Genomic DNA, 18447 nt, shown 5'->3' with positions numbered 1-18447 from the left:
GCCCTCGCGCAAGCCGTCCTCGCGCAAGCCGCCCCGAGCAAAAACCGCGCGAGTCGGGCCGAACCTGCTGGCGATCCTGTTCGAGGAGGTCGGCCAGCATCAGCCGCTCCATCAAACCACCAGTGCGAACGCTATGCCCGCGAAGGCATCCGTCTCAGCGTATCGGCGTTGGCCGACCAAGGCGGGGCCTCCACGGCCGTTCTGCAACCGCTTCACGCTCTTGATCCAGGCCAATGTGCTGTGGCCGCCAGCGGCGCGGGCACGGCGACGATACCACCGTGCCGATCCAGGCCGGCGGCAAGACGTCGCCGGCCACATTCATGACCCGCCACCCAAGGAAATTGCGAGCTTGACAATGTTTCTCGCGAGCGAGCAAGCTAGGCACATCACGGGCGTTGCTGTTCCAATCGATGGCGGATTCACGGCAGGATAGGAGGGATCTGTGGGGAGTCGGCTTTCAGGCAAAGTCGCGGTCGTCACCGGCGGCAATCGAGGCATTGGGCGGGCGATTGCCGAGAGGCTCGCTGAAGAAGAGGCAGTTGTTGTCATCGGCGACTTGATTGACGAGCGCTCCCCTCCTGTCAGCAGCCTTAAGAGTCTCGCGATTTTGCCTCTTGATGTCACGAAGGAGACCTCGGTTCGTGCTTTCGTTGACGAGGTCCTGCAGAAGTTTGGCAGGATCGATGTCCTGGTCAACAATGCTGGTATCGTCGTGCATAAGTCCATTGACGAGCAGACTGTCGACGATTGGGACCGGCTCATGGCGGTGAATCTCCGTGGACCGTTTCTTATGGCCAAGTATGTGGCTCCGGAAATGAGACGCATCGGCTCGGGCGCGATCGTCAACATCGGGTCGGTCGAGGGCTTTATGGTCAACCCCTGGCATACAGCCTATGCCGCCACCAAGGCCGGCGTGCACGGTCTCACGCTGGGCCTAGCGGTAGGGTCGATCTAATCGTCGCCGTGACATTCGTCGTTCGTCACGGAGGGCGACGACGTGAATCGGTTCGAGAGCCCATGCCAGGTCATGGGCACTCGGTCTTATTCCTGGCAAGTGCTCGAGTGACAAGACAATCAGGCGCGGCGCCATCACCAGGACCGGCCACGGACGAATGCGCCACACTAGTAATAGAACCAAAGGCACCATCTTCATGGTAGGGCATCTCACAAAAGGGCTGGACTGTCAGGAGTTGCCAAAGTTCATTTTGAAGCGTTGAGAAACTCAGCCGACGGAAAATTCGGGCTCTCCGAACATGCCATCTTCCGGCACGACCCCAAGGCCCGGCCCTTCGGGCAGTTTGATGTGGCCGCCCACGACCTTTACGCCCTCGCGGTCATAGGTTCCCTCGATATAGGGCTCGGCCAGCCAAACGCCTTCCAGCAGTCGGGGTTGGACCGTGGAGCCGATATGGGTGCAGGCGGCGGCGATGATATCCCCACCCCAAGCGTCGTCGCAGGTATGGGGCATGCTGCGCGCCTCGCAGATGTCACGGAAGGTGGCCATGGCATGCAACCCGCCGATCCGCGTGACCTTCATGCCGAATCCGTCGCAAAGGCCCGTCCCCGCGGCACGGATGACGATGGCCAGATCCTCGCCATTCTCGTCGATATAGATGCCGTGATGGACCTTCCCCCGGATCGCGGCGATCTCTTCCAGAGTGTTACAGGGCTGTTCCATGATGAAGGGAATGTCCGGGCATTCCCGGGAAAGCCGCAGCGCGTCACGAGTCGTAAGGCCGCGATTGGCATCGGCGGCCAGACCCACCCCCTTGCCGCGGATCACCTCCCAGACCTTGCGGAGGACGGCGATATCCGCCTCCACCGGACGGCCGCCGATCTTGATTTGCAGGCGCGGATAGCCCTCGGCCACTTTCTCAGCTGCGATTCGGGCGATGTCGTCGGGCTCGCCCATGCCGGTGGCATAGTAGGAGGGCACGTTTTCGGTGATAGCCCCACCCAGAAGGTCGGCCACCCGCACTCCATAAGCCTTACCCGTCAGGTCATAGGCCGCGATATCAATGGCCGCCTTGGCATAGCGATGCCCGTTCAACAGGCCATCCATCTGCCGCCGCAGTAGCAAAGGTTGAAGTGGGTTGGCGCCGATCAACGCCGGGACCATCTCGGCCAGCGCGGCGCGGGCACCCCTGGCGTGGTGCGGCTGATAGGTTGGGCCGACGGGGCAGGTTTCGCCCCAGCCGACGAGGCCTGTGTCGGTGACCAGCTTGACCAGCGTGGTGTCCAGTGCCCAGACTTTGGCATTGGCCATAACATAGGGGCCGTTCTTGACCGGCAGGTCATGTGCGTAGACGTGGATTTCCGTGATCTTCATGGTTATCTCGCTTTTTAAGTGAAGCGTCGGTTTGGACGTCAGGGCACGAGCACAACGATCTTGCCGCCGGCCCCTTCGGCAGAAAATCGTGTTGTGCCGTGACAATATCTGCCCACGGGGGACGCTGCGACCGATATTGTGCACGACTAATTCGCCTGCGGCAAAACCTTTAAGTTGCTTTACCCAGCGCTGTCTTCAGAACCGTAAGGCGACCGATCACCTATCGGAAGGACGGCGGAATAACGTCGGATTCGGTACATTTGTGTAGTTATCATGCATGGCTATGGCAAACCGAAGTTTTATCAGCAGAGCTATCCCACTGTTTGAGCGGAGTTTTTCGTTTGGCACGGCACATGCTTAGCCGCCTGCAACGGTGCTAAGAAGCGTGGTGATATTAAGTCGGAGGCAAGAATGGATTTAGGGCTTGACGGCAAGGTGGCAATGGTCGCGGCCGCCTCCAGCGGCTTAGGTTTGGCCACAGCGGAGGAGTTAGCCAATGAAGGCTGCCGCCTGTCCATCTGCGGGCGGGATCCGGGGCGCCTAGAAAGAGCAGTGGATCGGTTGCGCAGCAAAGGCGCCGAGGTGCTGGCGCGCGCGACCGATGTAACTGACTGTGCGGATGCAGCAGCTTGGGTTACCGAAACAGCAGAGCATTTTCGGTGTATCGACATCTTGGTGACGAATTGCGGCGGCGTTTCTGCCGGGCCACCGTCGGCCATGACGCCTAAGGATTTCGACGATGCGTTTGACCGAGTGCTTTTACCTTCGATAAATCTAATTACGGCTGCCTTGCCATATCTTCGGCGCTCGCGGGCGGGGCGAATATTGATGGTCGCTTCCGAGGCTATTGTACGGACCCCGGTACATTTCGCGCTGTCGGGTGTCGCACGAGCAGGGCTAGTGCCCTACTGCCACACGCTCGTACAAGAATTGTCAGGGGAGAGCATCACAGTAAACGTGCTCGCTCCTGGAGCACACAGCACCGCGAATCATGAAGCCAATCGAATCGGCGACCATGCCAAAGCCATCCGAGCGCTCGAGGATAGGACCCCAGCCCGACGCCTTGGCGATCCCTCGGAATTCGCAGCAGTTGCTGCATTCTTGGCCAGCGCCCGCGCGGCCTATGTCAGCGGCGCCTTGATCGTCATCGATGGCGGGCTGAGTGCAACCGTCTGAACAATTCGTCGCACTGGGAGCCGTCGCATGAACGAAGCCAACGCAAACAGCACCGTCATCAATCTCGGCCGTTCAACCGCATGCTTTTATTCGCGATCGTTCTGAGCCGGAGCCCTTGGTTGACGCAGCTGAGAGAGTTGACGGGCTTTCCTTGAATCGATCGCAGCGCTCTTGAGCCCTTGCATTTCGTAAACACGAATTGAGGTACATCTTGTGCATCCGTTTCATATCGCGCGTAACCATCCGGTCTGGGCCGCGGCAGACGGGTGATCTGTGCTAGACTGGGCGGATGGAGATCGACACGGACAAGATCGATGATGCGGTCTTGGCGCTGCTTTGGCTGACGCTGCACAATGAACGATGCGCCTGGAAGAGCTGTGATTGGGATGTGACGGATCGGCTGCATCGGAAGGGGCTGATTGCAGACCCTGTGAACAAGGCGAAGTCCTTGGTCCTGACGGACGAAGGTCTTCAGCGGTCGGAGGAACTGTTCCGCGCGCTGTTCACGCGGCCGAGGCCATAAGGATCTGGCGGGACTGCCAATTCCACGGAAGCAGTTCATGAAGCCGGTTCTGCGGCGTATCGGCAATGCGGGCGAGGACGTCGGCCAGCCAGGCCTGCGGATCGACGTCGTTGAGTTTCGCCGTCATGATCAGCGTCGCCATGGCCGCCGCCCGGGCAGCGCCGCGTTCGGAGCCGGCAAACAGCCACGACTTTCGACCGAGGGCAAAACCGCGCAGCGCCCGTTCGGCGGCATTGTTCGTAAGACAAATCCGGCCGTCCTCGATGAAGCGGGCAAAGCGGCCCCACCGCCGGAGCATATAGTCGATCGGCTTGGCGACCGAGGCCGAGCGCGACAGGCGGGAGCGCTCCTCACGCAGCCACTCTTCGAGCTTCATTAACAGTGGGGCACTTCTTTCCTGGCGAACCGCCAACCGTTGCTCCTCAGTGAGGCCGTTGATGTCGCGCTCGATGTCGAACAGCGCGTCGATGCGCTTCACCGCCTCCAACGCCACCGGTGAGATCGCCGGCGCTTTCTTTCCGCGCCGCGCATTGGCGGCAATGTCGGCCAGCTCGAAGAACTGGCGTCGCGCATGGGCCCAGCACAGCGCCGGTGTGATTGGTCCCTGAGCCCGCGACGGATCGTAAAGCGTGTTGTACCCGCTATAGGCGTCGGCCTGCAGGATGCCGGTGAAGTCTTGTAGATGGCGCTCGGGGTGATCCTGTCGTCGATCACGCGAAGCGTAGTAGAGCGCGGCCGGCGGCGAGGTTCCGCCAAACGGCCGGTCGTCACGGACATAAGTCCAGATGTAGCCGGTGGCCGTCTTGCCCTTGGCCAGGATGGGCACCGTGGTGTCGTCGCCATGCAGCCGCTCGGCGGCAAGCACATGGGTCTCGATCAGCGCATGCAGCGGCTGCAGCACCAACGTGCAGGCGCCGACCTGGTCGGCCAGCGTCGACACGCTCAGATCGATGCCCTTCGCGGGCGTATCGTTCGCTCTGCCGGTTCAGCGGCTGATGCTGACCGAACTTCTCGAACAGGATCATCGCCAAAAGGTTCGGGCCGGCGAAGCCCCGCGGGGTTACGTGGAAGGGGGCCGGCGGCTGCGTGATCTTCTCACATTCCCGGCACGAGAACTTTTCGCGCACCGTCTGGATCACCTTCCACTGGCGCGGGATCACTTCCAGCGTCTCCGTCACATCCTCGCCCAGCTTCGACAGTTTCGCCGATCCGCAGCAGGGACAGCTTTCGGGCGCGGCGATGACGACGCGCTCGCGCGGCAGGTGCTCTGGGAACGGCTTGCGCGACGGCCGCTTGCGCTCGAACGATTTGACCGACTGCGTCTGCGCCGCCGCTTTCTCGGCGGTCAGCTCATCCTCTGTCGCGGCCGCCTCGAGGTCCTCCAGCTGCAGTTCCATCTGCGCCAGGAGCCGTTCCTTGCGCTCCGAGCGGCTGCCGTAGAGTTCGCGCCGCAGCTTCTCGATCTCCAGCTTGAGGTATGCGATCAACGCTTCTGTCGAGGAGTTCACCGCTTGAGCACGCGCCGCAACGGCCTCCGCCTCCATGCGCGCGGCCCGCTCGGCGAGGATCATCGCATGGGCGCTAGCAAGGTCTGTAGGGAGCGATTCAGAGGCGATTTTCACAACGCAAGTGAATCATATCCGCCAGCAACTTCAAACCCAAAATCGTCAACCGACCGACGTCGGACGCCAGGTTTCCTGCGGGTTTCGCCAATCAATTCCGGACAGAAGATAACCCATCTGAGCCGCCGAGATCGCTACCACACCGTCGGCCGGCGATGGCCACAAAAAGCGTCCCCGCTCCAGCCGTTTGGTGAACAAACATGCCCCCTGGCCGTCGTGCCAGATGACCTTCAAAAGATCACCCCTGCGGCCGCGGAAGCAGAATAAATGGCCACCCAGCGGGTCGCGCTTGAGCACCTCCTGGACCTGCAGAGCCAGCGACGGAAAGCCCTTCCTCATGTCGGTGTGACCAGTGGCCAGCCACACCCGAACGCCAGTCGGGACCGGAATCATCCTTGGCGCGCCAGAACCCGCAGAACACGGGCAAGAGCGTTGCCATCGACCTGATTGTCGACCCGCACGAGATAGCCATCAGAGAACTCGATCTCGATCCGCCCCGCGCCCGGCGCAGGAGCACTGGTCATCCTTGGCGGCGAAGATTCTGTCGCTGCCACGGCGTCGTCGACGACTTCAACCGGCAGAAAGGCGCCGGCCGCACGAGCGCGTCTCACCCCAAAGGCGCGACGCCAGCGATAAATCAGCGACCGATCGAGATCATGGCGGCGCGCCACCTCGGTCACCGTGACCCCGGGCTCCAGCGTTTCTGAGACAAGCTGCTCTTTCAGCGCCGTCGACCAACTCCGACGCCGACCTGTCCCACTCACAATCTCCATCCGATGAATGGACACGTGACTATCCTCGCTGCTTGCATCGTGGTCATTGAATTCAACCACGACAACAGCGCTTCACCTCCTCACAAACAAGGCGGTCCTCACCGGGTGCTAACTATCGCGCGGCATTCGCGCCATGAGCGTTGCTTTCCGGCGGGTGGCTTCCTGCAGTTCCTCAGGGGCCACAACCTCGGTCACCAGACCCAGGTCCTTGGCTTCCTTGCCCGAAACTTCCCGCCCAGTCAGTAGAAGATCCTTCGCTGCCTTCATGTTCACGAGCCATGGCATGAACATGCAGTGGCCGGCGATGCCATAGCGAACCATTCCGTAGCCCATCCGAATGTCCGAAGTGACGATCGAGACGTCGCAAAACAGTGAAAGCTCATAATGCGTAGTCTCAGGTGTGATTTGATGCATAATTTTCTCCCGTAAAGTCGGATTGCTATTTGCGCCCGGAACCCGAGACTGGCCGGCGAATACTTCTCCACCGAGGTAGTGATTTCACGCGGGCGCAGGGCATCGGTCGGGTTTGGATGCCGGCAATAGTGCGTATTTCCCCGTTGAGAGTGCGCAAAAAAGCAATCTGGCGAGTGACTTTGTTTTGTGTGTCCACCGAGATTTTCTCGCTTATCTCGATTATGAAATCCCTCGTGCGGAGCTGCATGCGTTCCAGCTCCGTTCCCATGCGGAGTAACAATGCCATTCGTTCGGTGGCCAATGCCGCGTACAGGATGGTCAGGTTAGAACTGGACTCCTCTCAAGGCTCGTCTGTCAATGACCGTGGAATCTGGACCCCGAATTTTCGCGTAAAAGGGGGGTCAGACTCAATCTCGCTGCAGTGACGGCTGATGTGGCGATTTTTCCGAGGGGGAATCAGCGCGATGGAACGGAGATTTGGGTCGACGAAACTGGCGCCGGCGGGCTTCGTCGTCGAACATGCTGAGATCGGCACGGATTTTGTATTTCTTGACGTGCGCGCTACGGCGCTTTCGGCAACGTGCCCGTGCTGTGGGACCAGTTCACTCCGCACCCAGAGCCGATATCTTCGGCAAGCCGCCGATTTGCCGATCGCCGGTCGGCGGGTTTTCCTGCGAGTGACAGTTCGCCGTTTCTGGTGCGACGCCGTTCTTTGCCGCCGGCGCATTTTTGCCGAGCGGTTTGGCGCCGATATTTTGGTTCCGTTATCGCGAAGGACCGGACGTCTTGAGACGATCGTTCATCACTTGGGGCTCGCGCTTGGCGGGCAGGCCTGCCGCAGCCTTTGCCGATCGCCTCATGATGCCGGTGAGCAACGATACCGTGTTGCGCGTCGTGCGCCGCGGGACTGAACAGAAGCGTGATGAGCTCGCCATCATCGGCATTGAAGACTTTGCATTCCGGCGCGGTCAGCGATACGGGACGATTGTCTGCGATCTTGAGCGCCGCAGGCCAGTGACATTGCTGCCTGATCGCGAACAGGCGACATCGCAGGCTTGGCTGGCGAACCATCCTTCCATTGTGACTGTCGCTCGCGATCGGGGTGGTGGATATGGCGAGGCGATCGCCAAGGCCTTGCCTCATGCCGCTCAGGTGGCCGACCGCTGGCATCTGATGGAAAACGCCAGCCGCGCTTTCCTTGATGCAGTCAGCAAATCCATGCGGCATATCCGAAAGACCGTCGGCAGCACCATCATCGATCCAAAGCTTCTCACCTATGCCGAGCGGCTGCAGTATGAAGGATATCTGCGTCGCCAAGAGACAAACGAGACCATTCTGGAATTGTCGAAGCAGGGTGTGCCGATCAAGCAGATCGTCAAGCGTACCGGACATAGCCGCAAGCTCGTCCGCTGCGTCCTGCGCGGTCAGCGCTCCGATATGTTCCGCGTCCGGCAGAGTTCGCTCGAGGAATGGCCTTGCTGGCTTGACGGCCGCTGGGACCAAGGCGCGCGTAATGCTTCGGCACCCTGGCGCGAAATGCGTAAGAAAGGCTTTCGTGGCCAGATCGGCGTCGTCTCTGAATGGGCGCGGCGCAGACGCCTTGCTGAAAGGGCCGATCAAAGCGCACTTGCCCGCACGCCTTCGGCACGAAGCATCGCCAGGCTCATGACGCTGGCGCGTGACGACCCGTCCAAATCGGACGCTGTGTACTGATCGCGGCAATCGAGAGCAATGTCCCCGAACTGGTCACCGCGCGAACGCTGATCGACGACTTTCAGCAGATGATCCGATCAACGGGGATCGCAGAACTGGACGATTGGCTCGAGGGCGCAAAGGCAAGCCTTGTCAGCTCTTTTGCAAACGGGGTAGAAAAGGACATCGCCGCAGTCCGCAACGCCATTATCTCTCCGTGGTCGAATGGCGAGACCGAAGGCCAGATCACCAAGCTCAAACTCATCAAGCGGCAAATGTACGGCCGCGCTAAGATTGATCTGCTCCAGGCGCGCCTCGTCGGTGCAACTTAGGCTGTCGCCGCAGCGAGAGTGCGTCAGAGCCCCGTTTGGACGAAAAGCACCCCTCAAACAGGGCCCTCATTCCATGAAAATCACAATTACCTCGAGCTGGTCGCGGTCGCGGGGATTCAGGCGGTTCCAGAATATGCCGAGTTCACCAAAGTGACGGCCGAAAAGGGGCTTAGAGCGGCTCTGGATAACATCCAAGCGCGCTATAAAGGGCTCGGGTGAGGCTTCGGTCACAGGTGGCATCGCTGAGAGCTAGGTTCGGCGAACTCTACGCAGCCAATGGATCAAGGCGGGCGGACGGAGAGGGGGCCCGATTAGGTGTCCAAGGATGTCGCGTGCGAAAACATCGAATCTAGGTTCTCGCCGGCATGAGCGACGCCACCAAGTTTGTCAGATACGTGGCATCAATCGGCTTCACACACCGCTTAACAACGTTTGAAGGTGGCTGAAATATCGGAAGCGTTGTGACCAACCAGAAATACGAAGGTATTTGGCGTCGCAGCAGGTGCTCGGCCGCAGCAAACGTCTCTTCGCCTTGTAGATTCACGCTAAGGACAGCACCGTCGATGGTTGACGAGGACATAACGACATCAAGTGTGTCCTCAATTGTGTCGACTGGATAACTGACGTTCACGCCTGCCTTGACAAAGGCATTGCGCACATCGAAGGCAAGATGGTCGTCTTCTGCGACTAATATACTGCAATCCGTAGCTCCAATTCCCCCATTGTACTTCCCTGACTTGCCGCACGTCGCAGAAGACGACCGTACGTGTGCTCCCATGTTAGCTATTCAGACCAAGCCCATTTGTTCCGCGGGACCTAGTCCAGCAGACGTTCTTCGAATGGATAGGTTGACAACAACTCATAGCCGTCGGCCGTCACAAGCACCTGCTCCTCCAGCTTTACCCCATCACATTCCCCCACAGCGCCAATGTAAGATTCAACGCAAATGACCATGCCGGCTTCGAGTGTCGCATCGTACGCGATGGGACCTCTGAAGATTGGTTTAACCTGCGGATATTCATCACACATTCCGACGCCGTGGATCACGCATGTGTAAGCCTGCTCGTGGAATTCTTCGGGCACCGGCCAAGCCAACGCTTGCAAGTCCCTCATACTGAGGCCTGGGCGGATGAGTTTCATGTTGGTCTGCAGTTCATCATAGGCGTAGCGATAAAGCTGGCGCTGCCGCGCGCTAGGCCGATCTTTTCCGTAATAAAACGTGCGGGAAACATCGCAGAAATAGCCGAATGGGCCGACCATGTCGGTGTCGAAGCCGACCAGGTCTCCGGGCTCAATGAAGCGCTGGGTGGCTTCCTGAAGCCACGGATTGATACGCGGTCCGGACGCGAGCATACGCCCTTCATGCCAGCCGCCCTGGTTAGCCAGGTTGGTGTAATTAAGGATGCCCCAGAGCTGCACTTCCGTGACGCCCGGGCCCATGCTTTCCTGCATCCGCGCGATACCGTGCTCGGCAACGGCACACGCCCACCTGATGCAAGCGATTTCATCATCCGACTTGATGACGCGAGCCCCTTCGACGATGTCGACGGCGTCAATGACTTCCAACCCGCGCTGCATAAGCGCCTGGGTAATGCTCGGGTTGACATATTCCACCGCCACCTTGCGGTTGGTGGTGCCGATTTCACTGAGGAATTCCACAATGTCGTCGGCGAAGAGCCGCGCGGCTTCAGGCAGTTCGTAACCGCCCTCGAAAAACGAGAGGGGCCTGCCAGCTCTAGCCCGGTCTGCGGATGAGCCGCGGCTGTAACCCTGATGAAGGGTGATCGGCCCTTCCAACGGCAAAAAGAGATAGGTGACCGGGATATGCGATTGGAACAAGGGGAAGGTATTGTAGTCGATCGCGTAACGGATTGTGATGGGGCTCACCAACACACACATGGCGACACCGGAGTCGCGCATTGCAGCTTTCAGGCGGTCCTTGCGGTAGGTGTCGAGCCGTTGGAAGTCGATCTCCGGCATTTGCCGGAACTGTCGCAAATCGCTCCAGTTGTCCCGGAGAAGGAACCCGTCGGGATCTGGTGAAATCACTTTGAAATCGGTCATGGATCTCTCTTCGACGTTCCAACCCAGCGTGGCAAATCCCGATATGCAACCATACTCGGATTGCCAACGTTGCGGGCTTTTCATTGGGAGTTGCAGGCGCTGAACAAACTACATCCGCGACCAGAGCTTGCCGCCGGTAGCCCAGTTATTCGGCGCATACTCATCAAAAACCACATGAACCTGTTCTGGTTTCAGGTCGGACCTCTCGCAGAACAACTTGGTGATCTCGGCCGCAATTTCTGCCTTCTTGTCGTCGTCAGCTTTGAACGTTTCGATGTGGATAACCGGCATAGCCCGCTCCTTCATTGGTCTGCGGATAAGCTTGATCATAGCTTGTCAGGGCCACTTTCGCGGATCGCAGCACGAGCCAGGCAGCATGCGCGGCCACGCAGAACGCCGCGATATTGAGCTATAGGCAGCGGCTGACCTTCATTCAAATGAGTATTACTGCGGGGCTGGATAACCAGGGGTCATGACTTCGCCCCAGGTCTGGGATTAGGTCTAGTTGCCGCTGGGAGGCGTCATGACTTCAGCTTGTCCAGCGCATGACTTTTTGGTCGCTTGCGGAGGACCGGTGCGGGGCCCTAGATCACGAAGTCTGCCCGGCGGCGCTGCCCGCCAGGCCTAATCGTTTTACGGGCAATCGGCATATGACGCATTCCAAGAAGATAGTGATTGTCACGGGCGCAACGTCAGGAATAGGCGAAGCGGTCTCAGAGTCCTTCGGCACAGCGGGGGCGTCGCTGGTACTGGTTGGTCGTGATCGGGACCGGGGTCGACGAGCCTTGGAGGCGGTTGAAAATCTGGGTTGCACGGCATTGTTGATGCTGGGTGATGTGGCGGACTCTTCATTTGCCGACCAGGTGATCAGGTCCACTGTCGAGAGGTTCGGAAGGGTAGACGTTTTGGTCAATAGCGCCGGGATTATCCGGCGGGGAAGTGCCGTCGATACCACGGACGACGACTGGCGGCAGACGTTCGACGCGAATGTAACCGGCGTGTTTTATTTCAGCCGCGCCGCCGTGAAATCCATGCGCACGACCGGCGGCGGAAGCATCGTCAACATAGCTTCGAATGTTGGGTTGGTTGGCTGCCCTGGGCTGGTGGCATATTGTGCTTCAAAAGGCGCGGTCGTTCTTATGACACGGGCCATGGCTCTTGATCACGCCAAGGAGCAAATCACCGTTAACGCGGTCTGCCCCGGCGCCGTCGATACACCAATGCTCGTCTCGGCCCATAGCAAGCCTGTTACAGCAGCAGAAATCCTGCAGAGAAACGTCGATTCAATACCCCAGGGCCGGGTGGCGACGCCCAAGGAAATTGCCAGTTTGACGCTTTTCCTCGCGAGCGAGGACGCCAGGCACATCACCGGGGTAGCAATTCCCATAGATGGCGGCTTCACGGCAGGATAGGAGGATATTTTGGTTAATCGGGTATCAGGCAAGGTTGCCATCGTCACGGGCGGCAACCAAGGCATAGGGCGTGCGATAGCGGAGAAGCTTGCCGAGGAAGGCGCCATCGTTGTCGTCGGTGACCTGCGCGACGACCGTTCTTCGGATTCCCATGGCGGCGAGGAGATTACCTCTCTCTACCTCGATGTCACCAAGGAAGTTTCGATCCGCACATTCGTCGATGAGGTCCTTCAGAAGTTCGGCAGGATCGATATTCTGGTCAATAATGCGGGTCTGGTCATGCACAAGTCCATTGATGACCAGACAGCCGAAGAGTGGGACCGGCTCATGGCGGTCAATCTTCGCGGCCCTTTCCTGATGGCAAAATATGTGGTCCCGGAAATGAGGCGTCAGGGCGCCGGTGCCATCGTCAACATTGGGTCGGTCGAAGGGTACATGGTCAACCCATGGCATACCGCCTACGCGGCCTCGAAGGCCGGCGTGCACGGCCTTACGCTCGGGCTGGCCGTTGACCTTGGGCCCGACGGCATCCGTGTCAACACGGTTTGTCCGGGCTGGATCGACACTGATCTTAATCGTGCATACGTAGAGATGCACCCTGATCGAAGCTTGATTGAGCGGGAATTGGGACAGCTTCACCCGGTGGGAAGGATTGGCGCTCCGAAGGAGATAGCTAATGCGGTCCTCTGGCTGGCCAGTGACGATTCCAGTTTTGTGAGCGGTGAAATGATATCCGTCGACGGCGCGCGCACCAAAAAGATTTCCTTGCCAGCGATTTTGGATGAAGAGTATCGGGCCAAGCTGACGAAAGCCCAGGCATAACGGTGCGCCGGCGGCTTGGAACGCGTAGCGGTGGGTTGTTTGGCTCGCTGGAAAAAGCGGGGATGCCCATCGGCCCAATGTGCGCTTTTCAAGGGAGCAAGATTGCCGCGCTGCGGCTGCAGCACGGGCCCATCGAACTCCCGCCGAACGGCTGTCGGCGATGAGGAGAAAGATCAATCCCAAGCCGGTGTTCCTCGGGATTGACACCGGCGGCACCTACACCGAAGCCGTGCTGTGGTCCGAAACGGAAGGCCCGCAGCACGGGCCCAATAAGGGCAAGGTGCTGGCCAAAGCCAAGGCGCTGACCACCAGGCACGACCTCGCTGTCGGTATTTCCGGCGCCGTGGACGCGGTGCTGCAGAAGGCCGGCACCGATCCGGCCGCGATCAAGCTGGTTTCGATGTCGACGACGCTTGCCACCAACGCGCTGGTCGAGGGCCAGGGCGGCCGGGTGGCGCTGGTCATGATCGGCTTCTCAGAGGCCGACCTTGCGCGTGACGGGCTGAAGGCCGCACTAGGCACCGATCCGGTGGTTTTCTGCCCCGGCGGTCATGACGTGCACGGCAACACCGCCGGGCTCGACCTGTCCGGACTGCTAGCCGCATTGCCTGAGCTAAGCGCCTCGGTCTCCGGCTTTGCCGTGTGTTCCTATTTCGCCACCCGCAACCCGGCGCATGAGATTGCCGCCCGCGAGCTGATCCGCGAAAAGACCGGTCTGCCGGTCACATCAAGTCACGAACTGTCGGCCAAGCTCGGCGGCCCGCGCCGGGCGCTGACGACATTGCTCAACGCCCGACTGGTCTCGATGATCGACCGACTGGTGGCGGCCACCGAAGGCTTTCTTAAGCAGCGCCACATCGCGGCACCCCTGATGGTGGTGCGCGGCAATGGCGCGCTGGTGTCGGCGGCGTTTGCCCGCCAGCGGCCGATCGAGACCATCCTGTCCGGCCCGGCCGCCAGCCTGGTCGGCGCCCGCCACATGACCGGGCTCGACAACGCGGTGGTCTCCGACATCGGCGGCACCACCACCGACGTCGCCGTGCTGGACCAGGGCCGGCCCCGGCTCGATCCGGAAGGCGCCACTGTCGGTGGTTTCCGCACCATGGTCGAGGCTGTCGCCATGCGCACCTACGGCCTCGGCGGCGATTCCGAAGTGACGCTGGAGGATGGCGCGCTCAACCCGAAAATCCTGCTGGGGCCGCGCCGCCTGGTGCCGCTGGCGCTGGCCGGCATGGAGCATGGCGCCGCGGTCAGGTCGGAGCTCGAACGGCAGCTGCGCGCGCCCAACCCCGGCCGCATGGACGGCCGCTTCGCGGTGCGCACCGGCGTGCCAGACAGGCTCGCGGCCGGCCTCACCGCTCCGGAGGAGCGGCTATACGAGGCGATCGGGGCCGTGCCGCTCGCCATCGACAAGCTTTTGACCTCCAACGCCCAGAACGCGACGCTCAACCGCCTGGTCTCGCGCGGGCTGGTGCACATTTGCGGCTTCACCCCGTCGGACGCGGCGCATCTGCTGGGTAAGCAGACGAACTGGGATCCGGTGGCTGCCCGGATCGGCGCCGAAGTTTTTGCCAGCAAGCGTGACGGCCGTGGCCATCCCATCGCCGTGTCGCCGGAAGTTATTTCGGAGCGTGTGCTGGTGACACTGACGCGCTGGTCGGCCGAGGTCATCCTTGAGACCGCGTTCACCGAAGACGGACTCGATGGGGCCGCAGCGGTAGCGCACGCACTGGTGCAGCGTGCCGTCGACGCGCATCCTGGCATCGCTCGGCTGAGCGTCGCGCTCGACCGCCCGGTCATCGGCCTAGGCGCCTCGGCGCCGCTGCACTACGCCGGGCTGCGGGCCCTCGTCGGCAATGATTGCCTGGTGCCGGAGGACACTGACGTCGCCAATGCGCTCGGCGCCGTCGTCGGCCAGGTGCGCGTGTCAGCCGAGGCACAAGTCAGCCAACCCAAGGAAGGGCTGTTTCGTCTCGCCTCGGGTGAAACCGTGCGCGATTTCCTCGACGAGGCGGCGGCGATCGCGGCTGCCCAAGCCGATGTCCGCGCTATTGTTGCACACACGGCAATGGATGCAGGCACCGACAGTGCTGAGATCGACGTCACCACCGAATATCGGGTTTCGACCGTGGAAGGCCAGCGCCTCTTCATTGAGGCACAGGTGGTTGCGGTTGCCTCGGGGCGCCCCAGGATTGCGGTGTAGCCTGTTTGTTGCGTACAGCTGCAGGTCCTTTAAGGCTCGAGCGCGCTCTTACAGACCGGCAGCACGCCGACTGCGGTAGTGCAAACGGTAGAGGGACGCCCCGCCGCGCGTTCGTACGCTTTCCCCTGAGTGAAGCTGGGCTGTCACCTATACGCAGTCGACGCCGATTGGACCGACGCGGGCTGCGAGAAACAGGGGCGCCCGTTTTCAATCAGCCGAGGCCCGGCCCGACCCAAGCTGGTAGCGCGATACGGCATTGCTGGGGCGACACACCGTGGAAGGTCCTGAAACACTTTGCAAAGTGCGAAGCAGAAATGAACCCACAGGCCATTGCGATATCAATTATAGGCAAGCTTGTACCTTCGATCAGGCGCTTGGCGTGCTCGACACGGATGCGAAGGTAATGACGCACAGGGGGCATATGCACGTGGTTTGCAAACAAACGCTCCAGCTGACGTCGCGATATTCCGACCCTACGCGCAACCTCGCTCATGCTCAGGGGATATTCCACGTACTCTTCCATGAGCCGCATGGCCATCAGAAGCTTATCGCTTGCACCGGCAAAGGCCAAACCTGAGGGGCCGGTCTGACGGTTCGTACCTGAACGTTGACCTTCAACCGTTGCGTACCGGCAAACCTCCTGGGCGGCCAACCCACCGACATGACCCGCAATCAGATCAACGGCCAAGTCGAAGGCTGCCAGTTCACCAGCACATGTCGAAAATTGACCGTCTTTCACAAATAGTGCATCACGGATCTGAGTTTGGCTGAACATCTCCGAAAATGCGGCTAGTCGCGACCAATGAATCGTGCAGCGCGTGCCTGCAAGCAAGCCTGTCTGCGCCAGAAGCCAGGTGGCCGTTCCAACCGCGGATATTGCAATTCCGCGCCGTGCAAATGTCCGCACGACGTTATTGATCTGGGCCGGTAGCCTCCGCACCACCGGCTCGCCGGCGACGATTGCAAGATGATGGGGTCCCCGGCCGCCGATACATGTGTCCAATTCATCGATCGTGATATCAACGGCCACCGAGATGCCGCTGGCACCCTCGACCGGGCGCGAGTCAAGTCCAGCTATTCGCCAGCGGAACAGCTTTGCCTTCGCAAGCATATTGGCGATGCGAAACGGCTCAAGGAACGCGTGTAGTGCCAGCTGCGAAAACCCTGGCACCACCAGGACAACCAGTTCGACTGGGTGGCCACCGTGCAACTGATCGTCAAGCGTTAACAACGGCTTCATGGCATTCATGTCGGGAGGTGCGTTCATCAGCTTCTTCCATACCTTTGGGAAGGACTCGCCGAGCATTCCCCTGCAAGCCTGGTGCGATTTCGGCTAAGTCTAGAGGAGGCGGTTCATCGGCCGGCGGAGGCAGCCAATCGCCACCTGCGGCGTATGATCGTTCTCGGTGCCTGGAACGCGCCCCTAGGTGTATCTCCGAGCTGCCCCGTCTAAAGGCGAGCTGCCCCGTCTAAAGGACAGCGTCGCCGATCTGAAGTTCCTTGCGTTTCATGAAGTCGAGAAGCTCTTCATCGATGGCTTCGTCAAGCGGCGGGGCCTCGTATTCCCTCAGTGCCTTTTCAGCGGCGTTACGCCCGCGCGTGTCTGCGTCCCTTGAACCTGCAAAGGTCCACTGCTCATAACTGTCGTGGTTCATAAGGTCAGGCACAAAAAACGCCTGCTCGAAATTCTTCAGCGTATGCGCGGTTCCGAGATAATGGCTTCCCGGCTCACTCTGTCGGATCGCATCGAGCGTCTCATCCAGTTCGCTCATCACCAAGCCCTGCCCAAGCTTGTAGAACATCACCATCTGCTCTGCATCAAGCATGAATTTGCTGTAGCTTTGGGTGAGGGCGCCCTCAAGGTAACCGGTGGTGGAAAGAACGAAGTTCGCCCCGGCGATCAGTACGCCGTACATATTGCGGGCTGCCTCATATCCGGCCTGTGCGTCGACCAACTTCGAGCTCGTGCACATCCCGCTGCAACGCCAGGGGAGCTTGTAGTGTCTCGCGAGCTGGCCAACCAACATGTTCATGTGGTCGATTTCCGGCGTTCCTGCCATCGGTGCTCCGCTCTTCATTGAAACGGTCGCCAACCACTGGCCATAGATGGCAGGGGCTCCAGCCCGGACGAGCTGCGCGAAGGCTACGCCGGCCAAGGCCTCGGCATTGAGCTGCGCGACGGCCGCCAGAGTGCTGGCCGGTGTGCTGGCGCCTGCCAACACGAAGGGCGTAAACAGGATCGCCTGATTACTCGCGGCATAGACCTTGACCGCATCGAGCATCGTGGAGTCCCACACCAACGGCGAATTGCAGTTCGCAATCGACACGGTGACAGTGTTGTTGTGGATAAACTCGTCACCGAAGACGATTTTGGCCATCGATACGGTATCTTCCGCGCGCTCGCGCGACGTCACGGCGCCCATGAATGCTTTGTCAGAGTATTTGATTAGGCTGTAGTTCATATGCAGATGGCGCTTGGGGACTGCAATGTCCATCGGCTCGCATAGGACACCGCCCGTCATATGCATTGCAGGCGCTTGATAAGCGAGCTTTGCAAAATTCACGAAATCGGCGATAGTCGAGTTGCGCCGCTTGCCTTCGAGGTCTAGCACGTTCGGAGATCCGTATGCTGGCGTAAAGATGGTTCTCCGACCGCCGAGAGAGACCGTCTTGGCAGGGTTTCGCGCGTGGACTGTGATGGTTTCTGGAGCCTTTGCGACCAGTTCCAGTAGAAGATTTCGATCGATCCTAACGCGCTGGCCTGTCACGTCGGCCCCAGCCGCTTGCCAGAGCGCAATGGCCTCGTCATCGCGGAATTCGATCCCAATCTCTTCAAGTATCTGCATCGAATAATCATGCAGCCGCTGCAATTCATCCGCGCTGAGCAAATCCATATACGGAATACCCCGGTCCATTGGGGGCATATATGTTATAGCTCTCTCTGAACGCATCTTCTGACGAGCGTCTCGGCCACCTGATCGTGCAGACATACTTTTGATTCCCTATTTAACGTAGAATGTAGTGCACAAACTAGCTGATCACTAACAATAAAAAATCATCTTGGTTATGAACTGAGGTTATGCGC

Annotated in this window: 15 protein-coding genes and 3 pseudogenes; 9 read left to right on the top strand and 9 right to left on the bottom strand. The window is 60.0% G+C overall.

Going from position 1 to position 18447, the window contains the following annotated elements:
* Positions 1-55: 55 nt before the first annotated feature.
* The 3 genes and pseudogenes from NKH50_RS26595 to NKH50_RS26585 form a co-directional block, all read left to right on the top strand.
* Positions 56-326, top strand: a pseudogene (locus NKH50_RS26595) (IS66 family transposase); the annotation flags it as partial.
* A gap of 116 nt (positions 327-442) precedes the next feature.
* Positions 443-955, top strand: a complete 513-nt coding sequence (locus tag NKH50_RS26590) for an SDR family NAD(P)-dependent oxidoreductase (protein ID WP_352882031.1) — start codon at positions 443-445, stop codon at positions 953-955.
* A pseudogene (locus tag NKH50_RS26585) lies at positions 946-1121 on the top strand (transposase); the annotation flags it as partial. The gene NKH50_RS26590 and the pseudogene NKH50_RS26585, both read left to right, overlap by 10 nt.
* Positions 1122-1222: 101 nt before the next feature.
* Here the strand turns inward: NKH50_RS26585 and NKH50_RS26580 are convergent.
* Positions 1223-2329, bottom strand: coding sequence for a mandelate racemase/muconate lactonizing enzyme family protein (locus NKH50_RS26580; protein ID WP_352882029.1), 1107 nt, complete (start codon positions 2327-2329; stop codon positions 1223-1225).
* Between the two features lie 411 nt (positions 2330-2740).
* Here NKH50_RS26580 and NKH50_RS26575 point away from each other — a divergent pair, with 411 nt between their 5' ends.
* Together NKH50_RS26575 and NKH50_RS26570 are read left to right on the top strand one after the other, a co-directional pair.
* Positions 2741-3505, top strand: coding sequence for an SDR family oxidoreductase (locus NKH50_RS26575; protein WP_352882027.1), 765 nt, complete (start codon positions 2741-2743; stop codon positions 3503-3505).
* A gap of 289 nt (positions 3506-3794) precedes the next feature.
* Positions 3795-4028: a DUF6429 family protein gene (locus NKH50_RS26570; protein WP_352882024.1), complete on the top strand. Its 234-nt coding sequence runs from the start codon at positions 3795-3797 to the stop codon at positions 4026-4028.
* Here the strand turns inward: NKH50_RS26570 and tnpC are convergent.
* The 4 genes from tnpC to NKH50_RS26550 all read right to left on the bottom strand — a co-directional run bounded on the left by tnpC (position 4009) and on the right by NKH50_RS26550 (position 6837).
* Positions 4009-5599, bottom strand: a protein-coding gene (tnpC, locus tag NKH50_RS26565) for an IS66 family transposase (protein WP_352882022.1) whose coding sequence is annotated in 2 segments (ribosomal slippage) — positions 4009-4983 and positions 4985-5599 — 1590 coding nt in all. Because the reading frame shifts where the segments join, the coding sequence is not laid out codon by codon here. The two genes, NKH50_RS26570 and tnpC, sit on opposite strands and share 20 nt — an antisense overlap.
* 96 nt (positions 5600-5695) lie before the next feature.
* Positions 5696-6043 (bottom strand): IS66 family insertion sequence element accessory protein TnpB, encoded by a 348-nt coding sequence (gene tnpB, locus NKH50_RS26560; protein WP_352882020.1) that lies wholly within the window; start codon positions 6041-6043, stop codon positions 5696-5698.
* Positions 6040-6483 carry an IS66-like element accessory protein TnpA gene (gene tnpA, locus NKH50_RS26555; RefSeq protein ID WP_352882018.1) on the bottom strand — a complete coding sequence of 148 codons (444 nt, stop codon included), beginning with the start codon at positions 6481-6483 and terminating at the stop codon, positions 6040-6042. The genes tnpB and tnpA overlap by 4 nt, the downstream gene beginning before the upstream one ends.
* Before the next feature lie 48 nt (positions 6484-6531).
* Complete coding sequence (locus NKH50_RS26550) at positions 6532-6837, bottom strand: enoyl-CoA hydratase/isomerase family protein (RefSeq protein ID WP_352882015.1); 306 nt, start codon at positions 6835-6837, stop codon at positions 6532-6534.
* 464 nt (positions 6838-7301) lie between these two features.
* On the opposite strand from NKH50_RS26550, the pseudogene NKH50_RS26545 reads away from it, so the two are divergent.
* A pseudogene (locus NKH50_RS26545) lies at positions 7302-8861 on the top strand (ISL3 family transposase).
* Positions 8862-9677: 816 nt separating this feature from the next.
* Here NKH50_RS26545 and NKH50_RS26540 read toward each other — a convergent pair.
* Together NKH50_RS26540 and NKH50_RS26535 are read right to left on the bottom strand one after the other, a co-directional pair.
* Positions 9678-10925 (bottom strand): M24 family metallopeptidase, encoded by a 1248-nt coding sequence (locus NKH50_RS26540; protein ID WP_352882013.1) that lies wholly within the window; start codon positions 10923-10925, stop codon positions 9678-9680.
* Between the two features lie 108 nt (positions 10926-11033).
* Positions 11034-11255: a tautomerase family protein gene (locus NKH50_RS26535; protein ID WP_352882011.1), complete on the bottom strand. Its 222-nt coding sequence runs from the start codon at positions 11253-11255 to the stop codon at positions 11034-11036.
* Between the two features lie 320 nt (positions 11256-11575).
* Between NKH50_RS26535 and NKH50_RS26530 the strand changes: the two genes are divergently transcribed.
* The 3 genes from NKH50_RS26530 (at position 11576) to NKH50_RS26520 (ending at position 15362) form a co-directional block, all read left to right on the top strand.
* Positions 11576-12337: an SDR family NAD(P)-dependent oxidoreductase gene (locus NKH50_RS26530; RefSeq protein ID WP_352882009.1), complete on the top strand. Its 762-nt coding sequence runs from the start codon at positions 11576-11578 to the stop codon at positions 12335-12337.
* 9 nt (positions 12338-12346) lie between these two features.
* Positions 12347-13159, top strand: a complete 813-nt coding sequence (locus tag NKH50_RS26525) for an SDR family NAD(P)-dependent oxidoreductase (protein ID WP_352882007.1) — start codon at positions 12347-12349, stop codon at positions 13157-13159.
* A gap of 160 nt (positions 13160-13319) precedes the next feature.
* Positions 13320-15362, top strand: a complete 2043-nt coding sequence (locus NKH50_RS26520; protein ID WP_352882005.1) for a hydantoinase/oxoprolinase N-terminal domain-containing protein — start codon at positions 13320-13322, stop codon at positions 15360-15362.
* Positions 15363-15573: 211 nt separating this feature from the next.
* Here NKH50_RS26520 and NKH50_RS26515 read toward each other — a convergent pair whose 3' ends face one another.
* Together NKH50_RS26515 and NKH50_RS26510 are read right to left on the bottom strand one after the other, a co-directional pair.
* The gene (locus NKH50_RS26515) at positions 15574-16668 is read right to left on the bottom strand and encodes a GlxA family transcriptional regulator (protein ID WP_352882003.1); all 1095 of its coding nucleotides are present in this window, start codon (positions 16666-16668) and stop codon (positions 15574-15576) included.
* A gap of 163 nt (positions 16669-16831) precedes the next feature.
* The gene (locus NKH50_RS26510; RefSeq protein WP_352882001.1) at positions 16832-18352 is read right to left on the bottom strand and encodes a trimethylamine methyltransferase family protein; all 1521 of its coding nucleotides are present in this window, start codon (positions 18350-18352) and stop codon (positions 16832-16834) included.
* Positions 18353-18447 lie beyond the last annotated feature (95 nt).

Origin of the sequence: Mesorhizobium sp. M1027, assembly GCF_040318745.1 — a bacterium.
GTDB lineage: Bacteria > Pseudomonadota > Alphaproteobacteria > Rhizobiales > Rhizobiaceae > Mesorhizobium.
This window is presented reverse-complemented; position numbering and strand designations above follow the sequence as displayed.

Coding starts and splice junctions, on each gene's coding strand:
- NKH50_RS26580 (WP_352882029.1), bottom strand. CDS start 2,329: ATGAAGATCACGGAAATCCACGTCTACGCACATGACCTGCCGGTCAAG.
- NKH50_RS26540 (WP_352882013.1), bottom strand. CDS start 10,925: ATGACCGATTTCAAAGTGATTTCACCAGATCCCGACGGGTTCCTTCTC.
- NKH50_RS26520 (WP_352882005.1), top strand. CDS start 13,320: ATGAGGAGAAAGATCAATCCCAAGCCGGTGTTCCTCGGGATTGACACC.
- NKH50_RS26510 (WP_352882001.1), bottom strand. CDS start 18,352: ATGTCTGCACGATCAGGTGGCCGAGACGCTCGTCAGAAGATGCGTTCA.
- tnpB (WP_352882020.1), bottom strand. CDS start 6,043: ATGATTCCGGTCCCGACTGGCGTTCGGGTGTGGCTGGCCACTGGTCAC.
- NKH50_RS26550 (WP_352882015.1), bottom strand. CDS start 6,837: ATGCATCAAATCACACCTGAGACTACGCATTATGAGCTTTCACTGTTT.
- NKH50_RS26570 (WP_352882024.1), top strand. CDS start 3,795: ATGGAGATCGACACGGACAAGATCGATGATGCGGTCTTGGCGCTGCTT.
- NKH50_RS26575 (WP_352882027.1), top strand. CDS start 2,741: ATGGATTTAGGGCTTGACGGCAAGGTGGCAATGGTCGCGGCCGCCTCC.
- NKH50_RS26530 (WP_352882009.1), top strand. CDS start 11,576: ATGACGCATTCCAAGAAGATAGTGATTGTCACGGGCGCAACGTCAGGA.
- NKH50_RS26535 (WP_352882011.1), bottom strand. CDS start 11,255: ATGATCAAGCTTATCCGCAGACCAATGAAGGAGCGGGCTATGCCGGTT.
- NKH50_RS26515 (WP_352882003.1), bottom strand. CDS start 16,668: ATGCTCGGCGAGTCCTTCCCAAAGGTATGGAAGAAGCTGATGAACGCA.